14 protein-coding genes are annotated in these 16,955 nt (G+C 37.0%); 5 read left to right on the forward strand and 9 right to left on the reverse strand.

Annotated elements, in window-relative coordinates; genetic code table 11:
* Window positions 1–21: 21 nt before the first annotated feature.
* The 7 genes from odhB to WCP78_RS01110 form a co-directional block, all read right to left on the reverse strand.
* Window positions 22–1,254, reverse strand: a complete 1,233-nt coding sequence (odhB, locus tag WCP78_RS01080; RefSeq protein WP_336278669.1) for a 2-oxoglutarate dehydrogenase complex dihydrolipoyllysine-residue succinyltransferase — start codon at window positions 1,252–1,254, stop codon at window positions 22–24.
* A 32-nt stretch (window positions 1,255–1,286) separates the two neighbouring features.
* On the reverse strand, window positions 1,287–4,286 hold the full coding sequence (locus WCP78_RS01085) for a 2-oxoglutarate dehydrogenase E1 component (RefSeq protein WP_336278670.1): 3,000 nt from the start codon (window positions 4,284–4,286) through the stop codon (window positions 1,287–1,289).
* Window positions 4,287–4,445: 159 nt separating this feature from the next.
* Window positions 4,446–5,348, reverse strand: a complete 903-nt coding sequence (sucD, locus tag WCP78_RS01090; protein ID WP_336278671.1) for a succinate--CoA ligase subunit alpha — start codon at window positions 5,346–5,348, stop codon at window positions 4,446–4,448.
* 3 nt (window positions 5,349–5,351) lie between these two features.
* Complete coding sequence (sucC, locus tag WCP78_RS01095; protein ID WP_336278672.1) at window positions 5,352–6,548, reverse strand: ADP-forming succinate--CoA ligase subunit beta; 1,197 nt, start codon at window positions 6,546–6,548, stop codon at window positions 5,352–5,354.
* Window positions 6,549–6,643: 95 nt separating this feature from the next.
* Window positions 6,644–7,606, reverse strand: a complete 963-nt coding sequence (mdh, locus tag WCP78_RS01100; RefSeq protein WP_336278673.1) for a malate dehydrogenase — start codon at window positions 7,604–7,606, stop codon at window positions 6,644–6,646.
* A 324-nt stretch (window positions 7,607–7,930) separates the two neighbouring features.
* Complete coding sequence (gene zapE / locus WCP78_RS01105; RefSeq protein WP_336278674.1) at window positions 7,931–9,103, reverse strand: cell division protein ZapE; 1,173 nt, start codon at window positions 9,101–9,103, stop codon at window positions 7,931–7,933.
* A gap of 90 nt (window positions 9,104–9,193) precedes the next feature.
* The gene (locus WCP78_RS01110; protein ID WP_336278675.1) at window positions 9,194–9,739 is read right to left on the reverse strand and encodes an AprI/Inh family metalloprotease inhibitor; all 546 of its coding nucleotides are present in this window, start codon (window positions 9,737–9,739) and stop codon (window positions 9,194–9,196) included.
* A gap of 228 nt (window positions 9,740–9,967) precedes the next feature.
* On the opposite strand from WCP78_RS01110, the gene dapF reads away from it, so the two are divergent.
* The 5 genes from dapF (at window position 9,968) to gloB (ending at window position 14,861) form a co-directional block, all read left to right on the forward strand.
* Window positions 9,968–10,819, forward strand: a complete 852-nt coding sequence (gene dapF, locus WCP78_RS01115; protein ID WP_336278676.1) for a diaminopimelate epimerase — start codon at window positions 9,968–9,970, stop codon at window positions 10,817–10,819.
* A complete protein-coding gene (mtaB, locus tag WCP78_RS01120) occupies window positions 10,819–12,102 on the forward strand; it encodes a tRNA (N(6)-L-threonylcarbamoyladenosine(37)-C(2))-methylthiotransferase MtaB (protein ID WP_336278677.1) in 1,284 nt (427 codons plus the stop codon). Before dapF ends, mtaB begins: the two co-directional genes overlap by 1 nt.
* A 14-nt stretch (window positions 12,103–12,116) precedes the next feature.
* Window positions 12,117–13,346 (forward strand): signal recognition particle-docking protein FtsY, encoded by a 1,230-nt coding sequence (gene ftsY / locus WCP78_RS01125; RefSeq protein ID WP_336278678.1) that lies wholly within the window; start codon window positions 12,117–12,119, stop codon window positions 13,344–13,346.
* Window positions 13,343–14,032, forward strand: coding sequence for a septation protein A (locus WCP78_RS01130; RefSeq protein ID WP_336278679.1), 690 nt, complete (start codon window positions 13,343–13,345; stop codon window positions 14,030–14,032). Before ftsY ends, WCP78_RS01130 begins: the two co-directional genes overlap by 4 nt.
* A gap of 67 nt (window positions 14,033–14,099) precedes the next feature.
* Window positions 14,100–14,861 carry a hydroxyacylglutathione hydrolase gene (gloB, locus tag WCP78_RS01135; protein ID WP_336278680.1) on the forward strand — a complete coding sequence of 254 codons (762 nt, stop codon included), beginning with the start codon at window positions 14,100–14,102 and terminating at the stop codon, window positions 14,859–14,861.
* Window positions 14,862–15,217: 356 nt separating this feature from the next.
* Here the strand turns inward: gloB and WCP78_RS01140 are convergent, their stop codons facing one another.
* Together WCP78_RS01140 and WCP78_RS01145 are read right to left on the reverse strand one after the other, a co-directional pair.
* A complete protein-coding gene (locus WCP78_RS01140; RefSeq protein ID WP_336278681.1) occupies window positions 15,218–16,123 on the reverse strand; it encodes a ParB/RepB/Spo0J family partition protein in 906 nt (301 codons plus the stop codon).
* A 30-nt stretch (window positions 16,124–16,153) separates the two neighbouring features.
* Window positions 16,154–16,951 (reverse strand): ParA family protein, encoded by a 798-nt coding sequence (locus WCP78_RS01145; protein ID WP_336278682.1) that lies wholly within the window; start codon window positions 16,949–16,951, stop codon window positions 16,154–16,156.
* Window positions 16,952–16,955 lie beyond the last annotated feature (4 nt).

Consider the following 16,955-nt stretch of genomic DNA (forward strand, 5'->3'; position numbering starts at 1 on the left):
TTCATCCTGAAAACTGTATTTTTACAAGTCAAGAACAAGGCGTTCTGGATCTTCTAAACTTTCTTTAACACGTACAAGAAAAGTCACAGCCTCTTGCCCATCTACAATACGATGATCGTAAGAAAGAGCTAGATACATCATGGGACGTATCACAATCTGACCCCCAACAACCATCGCTCGTTCTTTAATCGCATGCATTCCTAGAATACCAGACTGCGGTGCATTTAAAATAGGCGTTGACATTAATGACCCATAAACTCCCCCATTGGTAATGGTGAAAGTCCCACCTTGCATATCAGAAACCGTTAATTTTCCATCACGCGCAAGACGACCTAAACGACCAATTTCCTTTTCAATTTCTGCCAATGACATCTGATCAGCATTACGAACTACAGGAACAACAAGCCCCTTATCGGTTCCAACAGCAATCCCAGCATTGACATAATTTTTGTAAACAATATCTGTTCCGTCAATTTCTGCATTAACAGCAGGAAGTTCTTTTAACGCATGACAAACAGCTTTTGTAAAAAAGCCCATAAAACCAAGCTTAACGCTATGTTTTTTTTCAAAAAGATCCTTGTAACGCTTGCGTAAATCCATCACTGCAGACATATCAACTTCATTAAACGTGGTTAACATTGCTGCTGTGTTCTGTGCATCTTTAAGCCTGCGAGCAATTGTTTGACGCAACTTTGTCATACGAACCCGTTCCTCATGCCCTGCGTTAGTAGGGGTAGGGGCAGGTGCAAGGGTAGAGGTAGGGGCAAGAGAAGACGCTTTTACTCCTTGTTCTAGATAATTAAGAACATCTTCTTTGAGAATTTGCCCACGCTTTCCAGAGCCTGAAATATCATTTTTTGCAACATTATTTTCAGCCATCAATTTTGCAGCTGAAGGAGCAGGAGGCATCATACTGCCCGAAGAGGATTTCTCCAATCCAGATGCAGCCACTGAAACAGTTGCATCTTCTGAAATAGGTGTGGAAGAAGATGAAAATGATTGAGAAGCGCCAGCAGCTCCAGCTTCAACCATCCCTAAAAGAGCATTCACTTCAACCGTATCGCCTTCCTTTGCAATGACTTTAGATAATTTTCCCGCGATAGGTGAAGGAACCTCAACTGTTACCTTATCAGTTTCTAATTCAACCAAGGGCTCATCTATAGCCACAGTTTCTCCAAGCTTTTTAAACCACTTGCCAACTGTTGCTTCAGTGACCGATTCACCCAAAGTAGGAACACGGATTTCAGTAGTCATAATATTTTTCCATACGTCAGAGTAATAATAAATTAAGAACCTAACGCGTCTTCGAGAAACGCGGCAAGTTGTTCAAGATGTTGTACCATCAACCCAGTAGCCGGTGACGCACTGGCAGGTCTACCTGCATAGCGTGCCCTCGAATATTGCGAATTAATATGTGCCAGAACCCATTCCAAATAAGGCTCAATAAATGACCAAGCCCCCATATTTTTGGGTTCTTCCTGGCACCAAACAACTTCTGCTTGTAAAAAACGCGACAACACATTCACCAAAAATTTTGCTGGAAAAGGGTAAAGCTGCTCAACACGCAGCAAATAAATATCATTAATTCCTCTTTTTTCACGTTCTTCATAAAGATCATAATAAACCTTACCCGTACAAAGAACAACACGGCGAATTCTATTATCTTTCTGTAATTTAATGACAGAACTTTTTAGACACTCAGCATCATCAAGCAACAGACGATGGAAATTGGTTTCTGACCCCATTTCATTTAAAGAGGAAACAGCACGCTTATGACGCAAAAGTGATTTTGGCGTCATTAAAATTAGTGGTTTACGAAAATCTCGTTTAATTTGCCGACGCAGAATATGAAAATAATTTGCGGGAGTCGTGCAATTAGCAACCTGCATATTATCTTCCGCACATAGTTGAAGATAACGTTCTAAACGCGCAGAAGAATGTTCAGGGCCTTGACCTTCAAAACCGTGAGGCAGCAAGCATACGAGACCTGACATGCGAAGCCATTTACGCTCTGCAGATGAAATAAACTGATCAAAAATAACCTGTGCACCATTGGCAAAATCACCAAATTGAGCTTCCCAAATCGTCAAACCACGCGGCTCAGCAAGCGAATACCCATATTCAAAACCAAGAACAGCTTCCTCAGAAAGCATAGAATTGACAACTTCGTAAATTGCTTGCCCCTTTTGTAAATTATTTAAAGGGATGTAACGTGCTTCATTTTCTTGATCATAAAGCACTGAATGGCGTTGTGAAAAAGTACCACGTTCAACATCTTCACCAGAAAGACGAACTGGCGCTCCCTCCAAGCAAAGCGAACCAAAAGCTAAAGCTTCAGCTGTTGCCCAATCGACTCCTTCACCAGTTTCAAAAATTTTGGCACGGTTATTCAAAAAACGCTGAATGGTTTTATGCACATGAAAATTTTTTGGGATCTCGACAAGTTTTTGACCAATTTCCTTTAAAGTTTTTAAAGCAACACCTGTCGTTCCAGAGTATTGATCGTCAACATTACTAGAAGCTTTAAGACCCGCCCAGCTTCCATCAAGCCAATCAGCCTTATTGGGCTTATAAGAAGCACTCGCCTCAAACTCAGCTTCAAGCTTATCACGCCATAGCTTTTTTTGCTGTTCAATTTCTTCTGCAGAAACTGCTCCCTCTGCTATTAACTGATCCCCATATATCTGAAGAGTCGTTTTATGACTACGGATTGCTTTATACATAAGCGGCTGTGTAAAGGAGGGCTCATCACCTTCATTATGTCCATAACGGCGATAACAGAACATATCAATCACCACAGGTTTGTGGAAAATTTGACGAAATTCTGTTGCTATTTTTGAAACAAAAATAACATCTTCTGGATTATCACCATTGACATGGAAAATTGGCGCATCAATCATTTTTGCCACATCAGATGGATAAGGTGAAGAGCGTGAAAAACGCGGATCAGTTGTAAACCCAATCTGATTATTGATAATAACATGAATAGAACCCGCAACACGATAACCCTTTAGATCTGAAAGACCGAAAGTTTCTTGAATAACACCTTGTCCTGCAAAAGCAGCATCACCATGAATGAGCAATGGCAAAATCTTTGAGCGCTCACTTAACGGAATAGTATCAGTTCGTATAGGACCTACAAGTTGATCTTGTTTAGCACGCGTTTTTCCAATAACAACCGGATCAACAATCTCAAGATGAGAAGGATTAGCTAAGAGAGACAAATGAACCTTTCTACCATCAAACTCAAGATCAGATGAAGTTCCCAAATGATATTTTACATCACCAGATCCCTCAACATCATCAGGTTTATAAGACCCACCTTTAAATTCATGAAAAATGGCTCGGTGAGGCTTAGCAAGAACTTGCGAAAGAACATTCAAACGACCACGATGAGCCATTCCTAAAACAACTTCCTGAACACCCAAAGCACTACCGCATTTAATAATCTGTTCAAGAGCAGGAATCAGTGCTTCGCCACCATCAAGACCAAAACGCTTTGTTCCTTTATATTTTGTATCTAAAAATTGTTCAAACCCTTCAGCTTCAATGAGCTTTCCCAGAATAGCTTTTTTGTCTTTTTGTGTAATGGCAGCATGCCTATTGTCTCTTTCAATACGTTCTTGAAGCCATACTTTTTGAGCAGGGTCGGAAATATGCATATATTCCATGCCGATTGTTGAACAATAGGTACGGTTAAGAATATCAAGGAGTTGTGGAACGGTTGCATATTCCAACCCTAAAACATTATCAACAAAAATTGGACGCTCATAATCAGCAGGAGTAAAGCCATAAGCTTCTGGAGATAATTCTTTGTAATCTTCCCGCTTTTCTGCTAATTGAAGGGGATCAAGCTGTGCACGAAGATGTCCACGTGTTCTAAAAGCACGAATCATCATGAATGCATGAATAGAATCACGCGTCGCTTGAATAATACCTTGTTCACTAGAATTATTTCCCTTTTGATCAACAAAAGCGGCTGTTTTTTTCTTTAATTTATCATGAAAATGTTTTTCAAGAGCAGACCAATCACCATCAAGAGCAGAAACCAACTCTCCATGTGCCTTCAGCGGCCAATGATCACGTTGCCATGTCGCCCCTTCAGCATTTTTGAGAACATCTTCTTTATCATCATCAAGGGTTTCAAAAAAAGCACGCCACTGTGAATCTACATTCGTAGGGTTTTTTTCATACTCTGCGTAAAGTTGATCTATATAATCAGCATTTCCACCATACAAAAATGACGTTTGTGCAAAAAGACTATTTATATCATCCTGCCTTGCCATATACTTCTCCGGAATATTGATTCCGTCTCCTTTTATATTCCTCTCGACCTTTAAGTGCTTGCAAGGCAAATGAGGGTCGGAAAACTGAAAAAAGTTTTACTATTTTATACTCAATATTTTATCTGGATAAGCATATATCCTTATCCAGATAAATTTTTCTTACCCCTTTAAAACCGACATTAAGGTTTTACCTATTTTCGATGGTGAAGGAGAAACATAAATCCCTGCTGATTCCATTGCAGCGATTTTATCTTCTGCCCCACCTTTTCCTCCAGAAATAACAGCACCAGCATGACCCATTGTACGTCCTGCAGGAGCGGTACGACCAGCGATAAAACCGACCACTGGCTTTTTACGACCTTTTTTTGCTTCATCTTTGAGAAACTGTGCCGCGTCTTCTTCAGCAGATCCGCCAATTTCACCAATCATCACTATAGACTCGGTATCATCATCAGCCAAAAACATTTCCAATACATCAATAAATTCAGTACCTTTAACAGGATCACCACCAATACCAATAGCGGTTGTCTGCCCTAAACCTTCCTGACTAGTCTGAAAAACTGCTTCATAAGTTAAGGTACCTGACCGTGAAACAACCCCAACAGATCCTTTTCTAAAAATAGAACCAGGCATAATACCAATTTTACATTCATAAGGCGTTAGAATACCAGGACAATTAGGACCAATTAACCGAGACTTCGATTGTTCTAATTTAACCTTTACCTTAATCATATCCATAACCGGTATCCCTTCTGTAATACAGACGATTAAACCGATCTCCGCTTCAATAGCTTCTATGATGGCTTCTGCAGCTCCTGCAGGGGGGACATAAATAACAGAAGCCTCAGCTCCTGTTTTTTCTTTAGCCTCCGCAACAGTAGCAAAAATAGGAAGAGTTTCACCCTTTGACCCCTTCCATATTTCACCCCCTTTTTTAGGATTAATACCACCAACCATTTTCGTACCATGGTAAGCCAATGCTTGTTCTGTGTGAAAGGTTCCTGTCTTTCCTGTAAGTCCTTGAACCAGAATTTTTGTATTCTGATGAATAAGAATCGACATGGCTTAAGCTCCTTTCACAGCTGCAATAATTTTTTGAGCAGCATCATCTAAATCATCAGCAGAAATAACATTCAGTCCACTTTCACGGATAATAGCTTTACCCTGCTCAACATTTGTACCCTCAAGACGCACAACTAAAGGAACTTTTAAACCAACCTCCTTAACAGCAGCAACAACACCTTCCGCAATGATATCACAACGCATAATACCGCCAAAAATATTAACCAAAATACCTTTAACATTCGGATCAGCAGTAATAATCTTAAAAGCAGCAGTTACTTTTTCTCTTGAAGCACCACCACCAACATCAAGAAAATTTGCAGGTTCAGCTCCGTAAAGTTTGATAATATCCATTGTTGCCATAGCAAGACCTGCACCATTTACCATGCAACCAATTGTACCCTCAAGGGCAACATAAGCAAGATCATGCTTTGATGCTTCAATCTCTTTTGGATCTTCTTCTGAAATATCACGCAATTTTAAAATGTCTGGATGACGAAATAAAGCATTATTGTCAAAAGAAACTTTTGCATCAAGAACACGTAAACGACCATTCTTCATCACAATAAGCGGATTTATTTCAAGTAGGCTCATATCTTTTTCACAAAAAGCCTTATAAAGAATTGGAAAAAGTTTCTGACCATCTTCACGCGCACTATCGTGTAAATCCAATGCATCACAAAGCTTTGTACAGTCTTCAGAAGTGATACCCTGTGCAGCATTAATAGGAAGAGTTAGTATTTTCTCTGGAGTCTTTTCAGCAACTGTTTCAATATCCATCCCCCCTTCTGTTGAAACAACGAAAGCGACCTGACCAATCGTACGATCAACCAAAAGTGAAAGATAAAGCTCCTTCTCGATATCGGCACCATCCTCAATATACAGGCGATTGACTTGTTTACCCTCTGCACCAGTTTGTTTAGTTACCAAATGCTTGCCAAGCATTTCTTTCACATTAGCAACAACTTCTTCAACTGACTTTGCAAGCCGAACACCACCTTTTGAATCAGGAGAAAGTTCTTTAAACTTTCCTTTACCACGACCACCAGCGTGAATCTGACTTTTAACCACATAGAGTGGCCCAGGCAATTTTTTTGCCCATTCTTCAGCTTGCTCTACAGAATAAACAGCAACACCATTCGCAATTGGTGCTCCATATTCATGAAGCAGACGTTTGGCCTGATATTCATGGATATTCATTTATTTGTCCTTTTCTTCTATGGATCGTTTAATTGATCCTCAAATCACCATAATATTTTAGATACTCTGTTTTAATGAACAGAACCTTGCTCAATTTATTTAAGACTAGGTACAATAGCGACGCAAGCTTCACAAAGCTTTTGCACCGCATTTACAGATTTTTCGAAAGCATCTTTTTCATCTTTATCAAGATCAATTTCAATTACCCGTTCAACGCCGTTCGCACCAATAACAACGGGAACACCAACATATGTATCCTTGAATCCATATTCACCTGAAAGATAAGCTGCGACAGGAACAACACGCTTAGTATCCTTCAAATAAGCTTCAGCCATAGAAACAGCAGAAGCTGCTGGTGCGTAAAAAGCAGAACCTGTTTTTAACAAACTAACAATTTCTGCACCACCATTACGAGTACGCTGAATAATTTGATCAATCTTGTCCTGTGTCGTCCAGCCCATTTTTACAAGATCAGGTAAAGAAATACCGCCAACAGTCGAATAGCGCACCAATGGCACCATTGAATCGCCATGCCCCCCTAAAACAAATGCAGTCACATCTTTAACAGAGACCTTAAACTCTTCAGATAAAAAATAACGAAAACGAGCCGAATCAAGAACTCCAGCCATACCAACTACTTTATGTGTCGGAAGCTCTGAAAATTTTTGTAATGCCCACACCATTGCATCAAGGGGATTAGTAATACAAATAACGAATGCCGAAGGCGCATATTTTTTTATCCCAGCACCAACTTGTTCCATCACTTTTAGATTAATTCCCAAAAGATCATCACGGCTCATACCAGGTTTTCTAGCAACCCCTGCCGTTACAATGATAACATCAGAACCTTCAATTTCTTCATAAGAGTTAGCACCTGTCAAACTGATATCACAACCAACAATTGGTAAAGATTCAGCAATATCAAGAGCTTTACCCTGCGGCATTCCCTCTGCAATATCAAATAAGACTACGTCACCAAGTTCTTTTAGTCCGATCATATGCGCTAACGTGCCACCAATCATACCCGAACCAATAAGAGTTATTTTTTTTCGTGCCATTTTATTTTTCCTAACGTTAGATAATTCAGCGCGCAATTGTCAGCATTCGTATACTGAACACTTTCTTTGATCTTAGTCCTATATTTAACAACGTCATCAAATCTTTAACAATGTCATCAAAAAAAGAGGAGGGCATGAAAGCCATGAAATTTCTTCTTAATCTAAATAAAAGCCTTCCCCGCAAAAACTATCAGAAACTCATAAGAGAAACCCGCTGTAGTGTAGGGATAAAATGAATCAAAAAAAAATACAACATAATTATTACACTGTATTTAAATTCAAAGAGTTATTGTTTTTACAGTTTACGTAAAGGTAAGGAAGCAATCACCTTTTATTCAAAAACTTCTCTGCCCAAATATTCAAATAATCCTGACTCTGCATCTCAAAAAGACGCGATTGTGTCCTTTGAAACTCAAATGTCTCTGTCGTTTTTACCTGTCCCTTATATAAATCCTTAAATTCTGCAGCCGCCGACATAAACAATCTTATATGACGTTCATGAAGGACATCAATAAGTAAAATAAACCTTTTCATTTCATTGCGAGACAAATCATCCATCACGGGAACATTATCAATAAAAATCGTATTGTAACGCTCTCCTAAAGCTAAATAATCAGCGGCTGCCAAAGGCTTTGCGCACAAATCTTTATAATCAAAGCGCGCGCAATCTGCTCCAGAGCGAGGAATTTGAATAAAGCGTCCTCTTATAAAGATTTCATCGGAGACTTCCTCTTGACCTTGTAGTACCAACATCCATGCTTGATCCATACGTTCATCTGCTTCCAACCCCAACGGAGTTATATACACATGTTGCAGATTTGATTTTTCAAGGCGATAATCTGTTTTTGCATCAAGATTAATAATACGAACATGTTTTTGCAAAACTTGAATAAAAGGTAAAAATAGTTCTCTATTTAACCCATTATAGTAAAGATTATCTGGAGCAACATTTGAAGTAGCAACGAAGATAGTTCCCTGATCAAATAAGGCAGATATAAGACGTCCTAGCACCATAGCATCAGCAATATCGGTTACACTAAACTCATCAAAACAAAGTACTTGTGCTTCTTGTGCAAGATCTTTTACAACTTCCAGAATGGGATTATCTTGTCTGGATTTTGTATGTTTTGATGTTTGGCGATAAATATTAATACGCTCGTGTACATCGGCCATAAAATCATTAAAATGAGCTCGCTTTTTGCGGCTTTGTGACAAACAAGAAAAGAATAAATCCATCAACATGGTTTTTCCCCTTCCTACTTTGCCATAAATATACAACCCCTGAAAAAGACCATCACCATACTGTTTTGAAAAATGAACACGAGTTTGTTTTTTTTTCTTTAAAAAAGGCCAAAAAGCCCAACGACGGGTCATGCTTTGTTCTGTAATGTTTTGTAATAAAACATCAAAATGCTCTGCTAAAATCAATTGATCCGGATCAAAATCGATTTCTCCCCTAGAAACCAGTTCTTTATAACGGGTTGATACTAAAATCATCAAAAAACCTTTTTAAAAACCATTCTTAATGAAAATCAATTTTTCTTCTCAGACCTGAGCATCTATTTTCTCATAAACGTCTAAAATAATCTAACGGCTTAAAATAACTTGATAATAATCAAGTGTATGTCCCTCAAAACGATTAATATTAGAAGAATAAAGAGAAACAACGATACGACCTGAATTATCATAAAAATACAATTTTTTTCCTTTAATAGCCCAAGAATTTACCCGAGAAACAATTCCTGGACAGCGTAAAGGAGCTGCGCGGTACCCTCGCCCAAATTTTGTTTGTGGCGTTGCAATTCGGCAATGCTTACCACCCACAGAAAGATTCCATACCCCTGCAATACTTGCAGGAAATAATTCAACGGCATTGCTTGGCAATTCAAGATTAGCCATCCTTTCATTACCACCAGAATATTCTTCCTCATAAGAAGTATTTTTTTTCTCAGTTTCTGACGAATGAGATGTTTCTGGATAAGACATCAAATCAGATGTCAACGTTTGCTGAGTAGGGTAAAAGACTTCCACTGCATCGCCTTTATCATTATTTTTAAATTGCGATGGTAAACAGCCACCTAAAATAGTTATAGCTGATATTGCAACGAAAAACGAATTTTTTGAAAATGTCATATCTATACTCTCTCCCACAAAATAAATAAATCCACTCAAAAAATAGCGAATATTTATTTATGACATATTACAAAGATAAATTAACAAATAAAAAAAACAGAATGAAAATTACCAATTTCCAACAATAATAATTTTTGCTATCAGTTTTATATTCATTAAATACTGGAAATTCACAAGATTTTCAGCCATATACCTTTTATGGATCATCATAAGAAATAGAGAAATTGTATGAAAGTACCATTCAGCAAAATGAGCGGTCTTGGAAATAAAATTATTGTTACTGATCTGCGAGAGAGCACACATGCTATTACACCCCAAGCAATTTCTACCTTAGTAGCAGATCCTCAAACCTGTTTTGATCAAATTATGGCTATCCATTTACCAACTCAAAAAGAAGCTGATTTCCGTATAGAAATATGGAATGCAGATGGTTCAATGGCTAAAGCTTGCGGTAACGGAACCCGTTGCGTGATCGCATGGCTTACAGACCAAAATTTGGGTGAAAGTTTTCGATTGGAGACACCTGCTGGGATTATTGAAGGTAAACGCCAAGCCGATGCTCTTATTTCGGTTGATATGGGGCGTCCACATCTAGATGCGAAATATATGCCCGTTTCACGTGAAATAGCTGATACGAATCATGTAAAAATTACTGCTGGCCCTTTAAAAGATGCTTGTCTTGTATCTGTAGGAAATCTTCACGCTATTTTCTTTGTTGAAAATAATATTCAATATCTTCCGTTGGAAAAATACGGACCAAAACTTGAATATGATCCTCTTTTTCCAGAACGGTGCAATATTTCCATTGCTTATGTAACATCAAAGAAAAGCCTAGATTTACGAACATGGGAGCGAGGTGCTGGATTAACAAAAGCATGCGGCAGTGCCGCTTGTGCCAGTGCAGTAGCTGCCTACAGACGTGGACTAACGCAACGCAATATCGACGTAAATTTACCCGGGGGAAAACTCAATATTTTTTACCAAGAAAATGATCATATTGTCATGACGGGTCCAATAAAATATGAATTTAGTGGTTTTTTAAATCCTTTGACAGGAATCTACAAAAAGGATCACTTTTGATGGCTATAGAAATCATAACTTTTGGCTGTCGGCTTAACAGCTACGAATCGGAAATAATACGTAAAGAAAGCGCTTCTTCTGGACTAAATCAGCTCAAAGATGGTGCTATTATCTTTAATACCTGTGCAGTTACTGCCGAAGCCGTGCGACAAGCAAAACAGGCCATCAGAAAAAAAAGACGAGAAAATCCTCATGCACGCATTATTGTCACAGGATGTGCTGCACAAACAGAAGCCAAAAATTTTGCTAATATGACAGAGGTTGATCTTATTTTAGGAAACGAAGAAAAACTTCATGCTCATTCTTATCGTCAACTTCCTGATTTCGGTGTAAACCATGATGAAAAATTACGTGTTAATGACATCATGGAGGTGCAAAAAATTGCCCCGCATATGGTTAGCGCAATGGAAGAACGTACAAGAGCCTTTGTACAAGTTCAAAACGGATGTAATCATCGCTGCACATTTTGCATTATTCCTTATGGTCGCGGATCATCACGTTCAGTCCCTATGGGCTCTGTCATTGAACAAATTAAAAGAATAACAGATAATGGTATACAAGAAGTAGTTCTAACAGGTGTAGATCTCACAAGTTACGGCCATGACCTCCCTGGAAAAACAACTTTAGGAAAATTAACTTCAGCCATTTTGCGCCATATTCCTAACCTGCCTCGGTTACGTCTTTCATCAATTGATTCTATTGAAGCAGATGAAGAACTCATAAATCTTCTTGCCTATGAAAAGAGAATAATGCCACATTTACATTTATCTTTACAAGCAGGTGATAATATAATTCTAAAACGAATGAAAAGGAGGCATCTGCGCGAACATGCAATCCAGTTTTGCCAAGATTTGCAAGCCAAACGTCCTACTATGGTTTATGGCGCAGACTTAATCGCTGGCTTTCCTACTGAAACAGAAGAGATGTTCCAAAATAGTCTTGCTTTGATCAATGACTGTAATCTAACACATCTCCATGTTTTTCCTTTTAGCCCAAGAGAAGGAACACCTGCTGCACGTATGCCACAAATTAATCGTAGAGTGGTAAAAATGCGTGCAGAAAAATTGCGTAAAGCAGGTGAAAAAGCTTATCAAAAGCATCTTGCTCGTTTAAAAAATAGTCAGCAAACAATCCTCATTGAAAAAAATGAAATCGGACGAACGGAAGATTACACCCTTGTAAAAGTCAAAGGTGCTAAAGCTGGAACAATTGTTCAAGCTCTTATTGTTGACCACGATAGCGATAAATTGATTGCTATCATTCCCCAATTAAACGCAGCCTGAACAGAGAAATCCTTATGACGAGATCCTTTATAAAAAAAATCCTTTCTTCTGGCAAATCTAAAGAGCAGAAAACGCAACGATTTTCCACCTCTTATAATACGAATACAGTTGAAGACAATGAATGTGAAACCATAAAAAATGATCGGCTCTTTATTGATTCAGAAAAAGAAGAGCAAATAGAGGTAAAAAACACAGAACCTCCAAAATATTCTGAAAAAATTCAGCCTTTTGAATTACATTCTGGTAAGGTAATCGTTGCGAATACAGTCAGTGAAGCAAAAGTTGAAAAGCTTTTACCTGTATCCACCCCCGATGAGCAAAGAAAAACAGCGTGGTTTTCGCGCTTTAAAAAAGGGTTAGCACTTTCTTCACAACGCTTGAACGAGTCGATTAGTGACCTCTTTGTTAAAGAAAAACTTGATGAAGATACATTGCAAGAACTGGAAGATATTCTTATCCAGGCTGACCTTGGTGTAGAAACGGCTACACGTATTACAGAAGTATTAGCTTCAAGTCGTTATGAAAAAAATTTATCTCTAGATGACATTCGCACAATCGTAGCTGATGAAATTAAAAAGGTGTTAGAACCCGTTGCGCTCCCACTAGAACTAGATCTTAACCATAAACCTCACGTTATTTTGCTATTAGGTGTAAATGGTACTGGAAAAACAACAACTATTGGAAAACTTGCAGCTAAGCTAACAGCAGGAGGATTAAAAGTTATGCTTGCTGCTGGTGATACATTTCGTGCTGCAGCTATTGAACAATTGCATATTTGGGGTGAATATACAGGAACTCCTGTTATTTCAACTAAATTAGGTGCAGATGCCGCGAGCTTAGCATTTGATGCTTATGAAAAAGCCAAAAAGAAAAACTACGATGTATTAATAATTGATACAGCTGGACGCTTGCAAAATAAAGCTGAATTGATGAATGAATTAGCAAAAATTATTCGTGTTTTAGGCAAACACAACTCCCAAGCACCACATACAATACTTCAAACACTTGACGCAACCACTGGACAAAATGCACTTAACCAAGTAGGCATCTTTCGCGATATTGCTGGTGTGAACGGTTTAATCATGACAAAGCTCGATGGTACTGCACGAGGAGGAATTCTTGTTGCTATTGCAGCAAAATATAAATTACCGGTTCACTTTATCGGTGTAGGAGAGAATATTGAAGATCTTCAACCTTTTTCTGCTTCTGATTTTTCCGAAACTATTGTGGGAAAACACTCATGACACAACCTTTTTCTGAATCTAATCCGTACAATAATCCTGATTCAAAGAATACCGATACAAATAAAAAAAATTCGCTTTCACCAACATTTAAATTTTTTTTAGAAATGGGGCCATTAGTCGTTTTTTTTATTGCCAATTATAAAGGAGAATGGCTGATTAATAATATTGAACTTTTTAAAAACTTTAATAAACCTATTTTTCCTGCAACAGCTCTTTTTATGGTAGCTATCGTTATTGCTCTGAGTTTATCGTGGATTCTTGCACGAAAAATTCCTGTAATGCCTCTTATATCAGGAATATTTGTTCTTATCTTTGGATTTTTAACTCTTTGGCTTAATAATGACACTTTTATAAAAATGAAGCCAACAATCATTAATTGCATATTTTCTCTTATTCTTTTTGGTGGCATATTTTTTGAAAAACCGCTTTTGCGTTATGCTTTTGATTCTACTTTAAAACTTGACGATTTAGGGTGGAAAAAACTTACCTATCGCTGGGCATTTTTCTTCATTTTTCTTGCATTTTTAAATGAAATAGTTTGGCGTAATTTTAGCGATAATTTTTGGACTAGTTTTAAAGTGTTTGGTGTTATGCCTATAACAGTTTTATTTATGTTATTGCAAATGCCCATAATTATAAAACATTCAAAAGACTTTTTAAAAGAAGAAAAAAATTCTGACTCTTAAACTATAATGTATTTAGTATTACAGATTATTTTTAAATATAACTGCACAATACATAGGGAGGAAAGATATGTTAATTGAGCAGTTTATCTGTCGAAAAGATAATTTTGGTGTATTAATTCATGATGAAAAAAGTGGGTACACAGCTGCAATTGATGCCCCTGAAAGTAAAGCTATCCATAGCGCTTTAAAGCGCCGTAATTGGACATTGCAAACTATTTTTGTAACGCATCATCATCATGATCATGTAGAAGCATTGGAAGAATTAAAGCAAACTTATAATGCCATAATTATTGGATCAGAAGAAGAAAAAGAAAAGATTTGTTATCTTGATAAAACATTAAAACCTGATGAAAAAGTTTTTTTTGGAAACTCTATGCTCTTAGCTCTTTCAACACCTGGTCATACGCTAGGAGCATTATCTTATTACTTTCCGCAAGAAAAATTACTTTTTGCTGGAGATACACTTTTTTCACTTGGTTGTGGACGTCTTTTTGAAGGAACACCAACACAAATGTTGAACTCTTTAAAAAAAATTCGTCAACTTCCTAATGAAACACTCCTTTATTGTGGTCATGAGTATACAAAAACTAACGCTCTTTTTGCATTAACTATTGATCCACATAATAAAAAACTCCATAAAAGAGTAGAAGATGTTTTTTTATTACGCGCAAAAAATGCCATGACTTTACCGGTAACTTTAGAACAAGAAAAAGCTACAAATCCTTTTCTTCGATGGGATGATAATATTTTGCGAAAAAATCTGATGATGGAAGAAAAATCTGATGAAGAAGTATTTGCTGAAATCCGAAGAAAAAAAGATAATTTTTAATTATTTTCTAACTTATACTTCTTTTATGTATAAAACATATTGAAATACAATGAAAGAAGATCGATGATCTTTTGTTCTATAAATATCGTTGAAACTTATCTCCTAATAGAAGACTCTAAAAATAACAAATAAAGATAATATCGACTAGATTTTTTAGTTATATATCAATTAATAGTTTCTAAAATACAATGACCAAAGATTATATCATTGATCCTATGACACTTTAAGGAACATTAATTATAATAATAATCCTTTTAAATAAGTGATTTCTTTAATACACTATCTTCAAGAAATTTAAATTCTAATCAAAAGTACATCAATAAAATTTGTGCTATTTAATTATTTTAAGCAATTACTTAACTTTGTAAACGCCTACAAATATCATCTAATTGTTCTAATGAAGAATAATGTATTTTTAAATCACCGCCTTTTTTACCATGCTGAATGATCACTTTCATCCCAATTACATCTGTAAGTAATTTTTCTAAAGATTTTGTTTCTTCATTTTTCTCCACAGAAGCTCGTTTTTTTACTTTTGGATTTGACTGTTCATGAACGAGCATTTCCGTTTGACGTACAGAAAGTCCTTCACGAATAATTCTTTCAGCTAAAATTTGTGGATTATCAACAGTTACAAGACAACGTGCATGACCAGCTGAAAGTTGTCCATCAATTAAAAAATTTTGTACTTTTTGCGGAAGTTTTAACAAACGAAGTGTATTTGCGACATGACTTCGGCTTTTTCCAATTACTTGAGCTAAATCGGTTTGAGTATATCCATGCTCATCTTGCAAAATTTCATATCCTTTTCCTTCTTCTATAGGATTAAGATCTGTACGCTGAACATTTTCAATAATTGCCAATTCCAAAGCAGTCTTATCATCTACATCACGAATAATAACTGGCAACTTGCTTAAATTAGCTCGCTGTGCAGCACGCCATCGCCGTTCACCAGCAATTAATTCAAACTGATTATGATTATCACGCAAAGGCCTTACAATAACAGGTTGAACAACACCATGCTGACGAATTGATTGAGCTAAATTATCAAGTTCTGAATCAGTAAAATAACGCCTCGGATTATTAGGATTACATAAAATAGATTCAATAGGTACAAATTTTTCAGATACAGGAGAAACTGTATTGAATTCTGTCAGTTTATCAGCATTTGATGTGCGTGTAAAATCGTTGTTTAAATTAATATCCCCAATTAATGCTGCCAACCCACGCCCCAGCCTTTTTTTTGATTGATCATCATTCATAATTTTGCTCTTTGATTTTTTTCTAAACTTTTAAGCGGCAACTTGTGCTTGTTTTTCTCTTTGTATGACTTCCGATGCTAAACGCAAATAGGCTTGGCTACCAGCACATTTAAGATCATAAAGCAATACTGGTTTTCCGAAAGATGGAGCTTCAGATACGCGCACATTTCGCGGAATAACTGTACGATAAACTTTGTCTCCCATGAAAGAGCGTACATCTTCAACCACTTGATTTGAAAGATTATTACGTCCATCATACATAGTTAAGACAATACCTTGAATTTCTAAAGATGGATTAAGAACAGATTGTACTTGTTTTACTGTTTCAAGTAATTGGCTTAAACCTTCAAGTGCTAAAAATTCACATTGCATAGGAACCAAAACAGAATCTGCAGCACCCATAGCATTTAGTGTTAAAAGATTAAGTGATGGGGGACAGTCAATTAAAATATAGCTGAATTTTTTTATCACCTCTAAATCATCACAAAGCGCTTTACGTAATCGTTTTATGCGATCTTGTGATGAAGCAATCTCCATTTCTACACCTAAAAGATCAAGTGTAGAAGGTACAATATGTAGGTTGGGCACAGCTGTTTTTAAAGCCGCTTTTGTAATTGAAATCCCTGAAACAAAAACATCATAAGATGATAAGGGACGACTATTACGATCAATTCCCAATCCTGTACTTGCATTCCCTTGTGGATCAACATCCATAATAAGAACATTTTCGCCAATAGCTGCTAAAGCTGTTGCAAGATTAATTGCTGTAGTTGTTTTACCAACTCCACCTTTTTGGTTTGCAATAGCGATAATACGTGTTTCGCTCATTTTG

Origin of the sequence: Bartonella occidentalis, from assembly GCF_037070875.1 — a bacterium.
Lineage (GTDB): Bacteria > Pseudomonadota > Alphaproteobacteria > Rhizobiales > Rhizobiaceae > Bartonella.

Excerpts from the sequence above, each read along its gene's own strand:
- odhB (WP_336278669.1), bottom strand. The coding sequence starts at position 1,254 with ATGACTACTGAAATCCGTGTTCCTACTTTGGGTGAATCGGTCACTGAA.
- WCP78_RS01085 (WP_336278670.1), bottom strand. The coding sequence starts at position 4,286 with ATGGCAAGGCAGGATGATATAAATAGTCTTTTTGCACAAACGTCATTT.
- sucD (WP_336278671.1), bottom strand. The coding sequence starts at position 5,348 with ATGTCGATTCTTATTCATCAGAATACAAAAATTCTGGTTCAAGGACTT.
- sucC (WP_336278672.1), bottom strand. The coding sequence starts at position 6,548 with ATGAATATCCATGAATATCAGGCCAAACGTCTGCTTCATGAATATGGA.
- mdh (WP_336278673.1), bottom strand. The coding sequence starts at position 7,606 with ATGGCACGAAAAAAAATAACTCTTATTGGTTCGGGTATGATTGGTGGC.
- zapE (WP_336278674.1), bottom strand. The coding sequence starts at position 9,103 with ATGATTTTAGTATCAACCCGTTATAAAGAACTGGTTTCTAGGGGAGAA.
- WCP78_RS01110 (WP_336278675.1), bottom strand. The coding sequence starts at position 9,739 with ATGACATTTTCAAAAAATTCGTTTTTCGTTGCAATATCAGCTATAACT.
- dapF (WP_336278676.1), top strand. The coding sequence starts at position 9,968 with ATGAAAGTACCATTCAGCAAAATGAGCGGTCTTGGAAATAAAATTATT.
- mtaB (WP_336278677.1), top strand. The coding sequence starts at position 10,819 with ATGGCTATAGAAATCATAACTTTTGGCTGTCGGCTTAACAGCTACGAA.
- ftsY (WP_336278678.1), top strand. The coding sequence starts at position 12,117 with ATGACGAGATCCTTTATAAAAAAAATCCTTTCTTCTGGCAAATCTAAA.
- WCP78_RS01130 (WP_336278679.1), top strand. The coding sequence starts at position 13,343 with ATGACACAACCTTTTTCTGAATCTAATCCGTACAATAATCCTGATTCA.
- gloB (WP_336278680.1), top strand. The coding sequence starts at position 14,100 with ATGTTAATTGAGCAGTTTATCTGTCGAAAAGATAATTTTGGTGTATTA.
- WCP78_RS01140 (WP_336278681.1), bottom strand. The coding sequence starts at position 16,123 with ATGAATGATGATCAATCAAAAAAAAGGCTGGGGCGTGGGTTGGCAGCA.
- WCP78_RS01145 (WP_336278682.1), bottom strand. The coding sequence starts at position 16,951 with ATGAGCGAAACACGTATTATCGCTATTGCAAACCAAAAAGGTGGAGTT.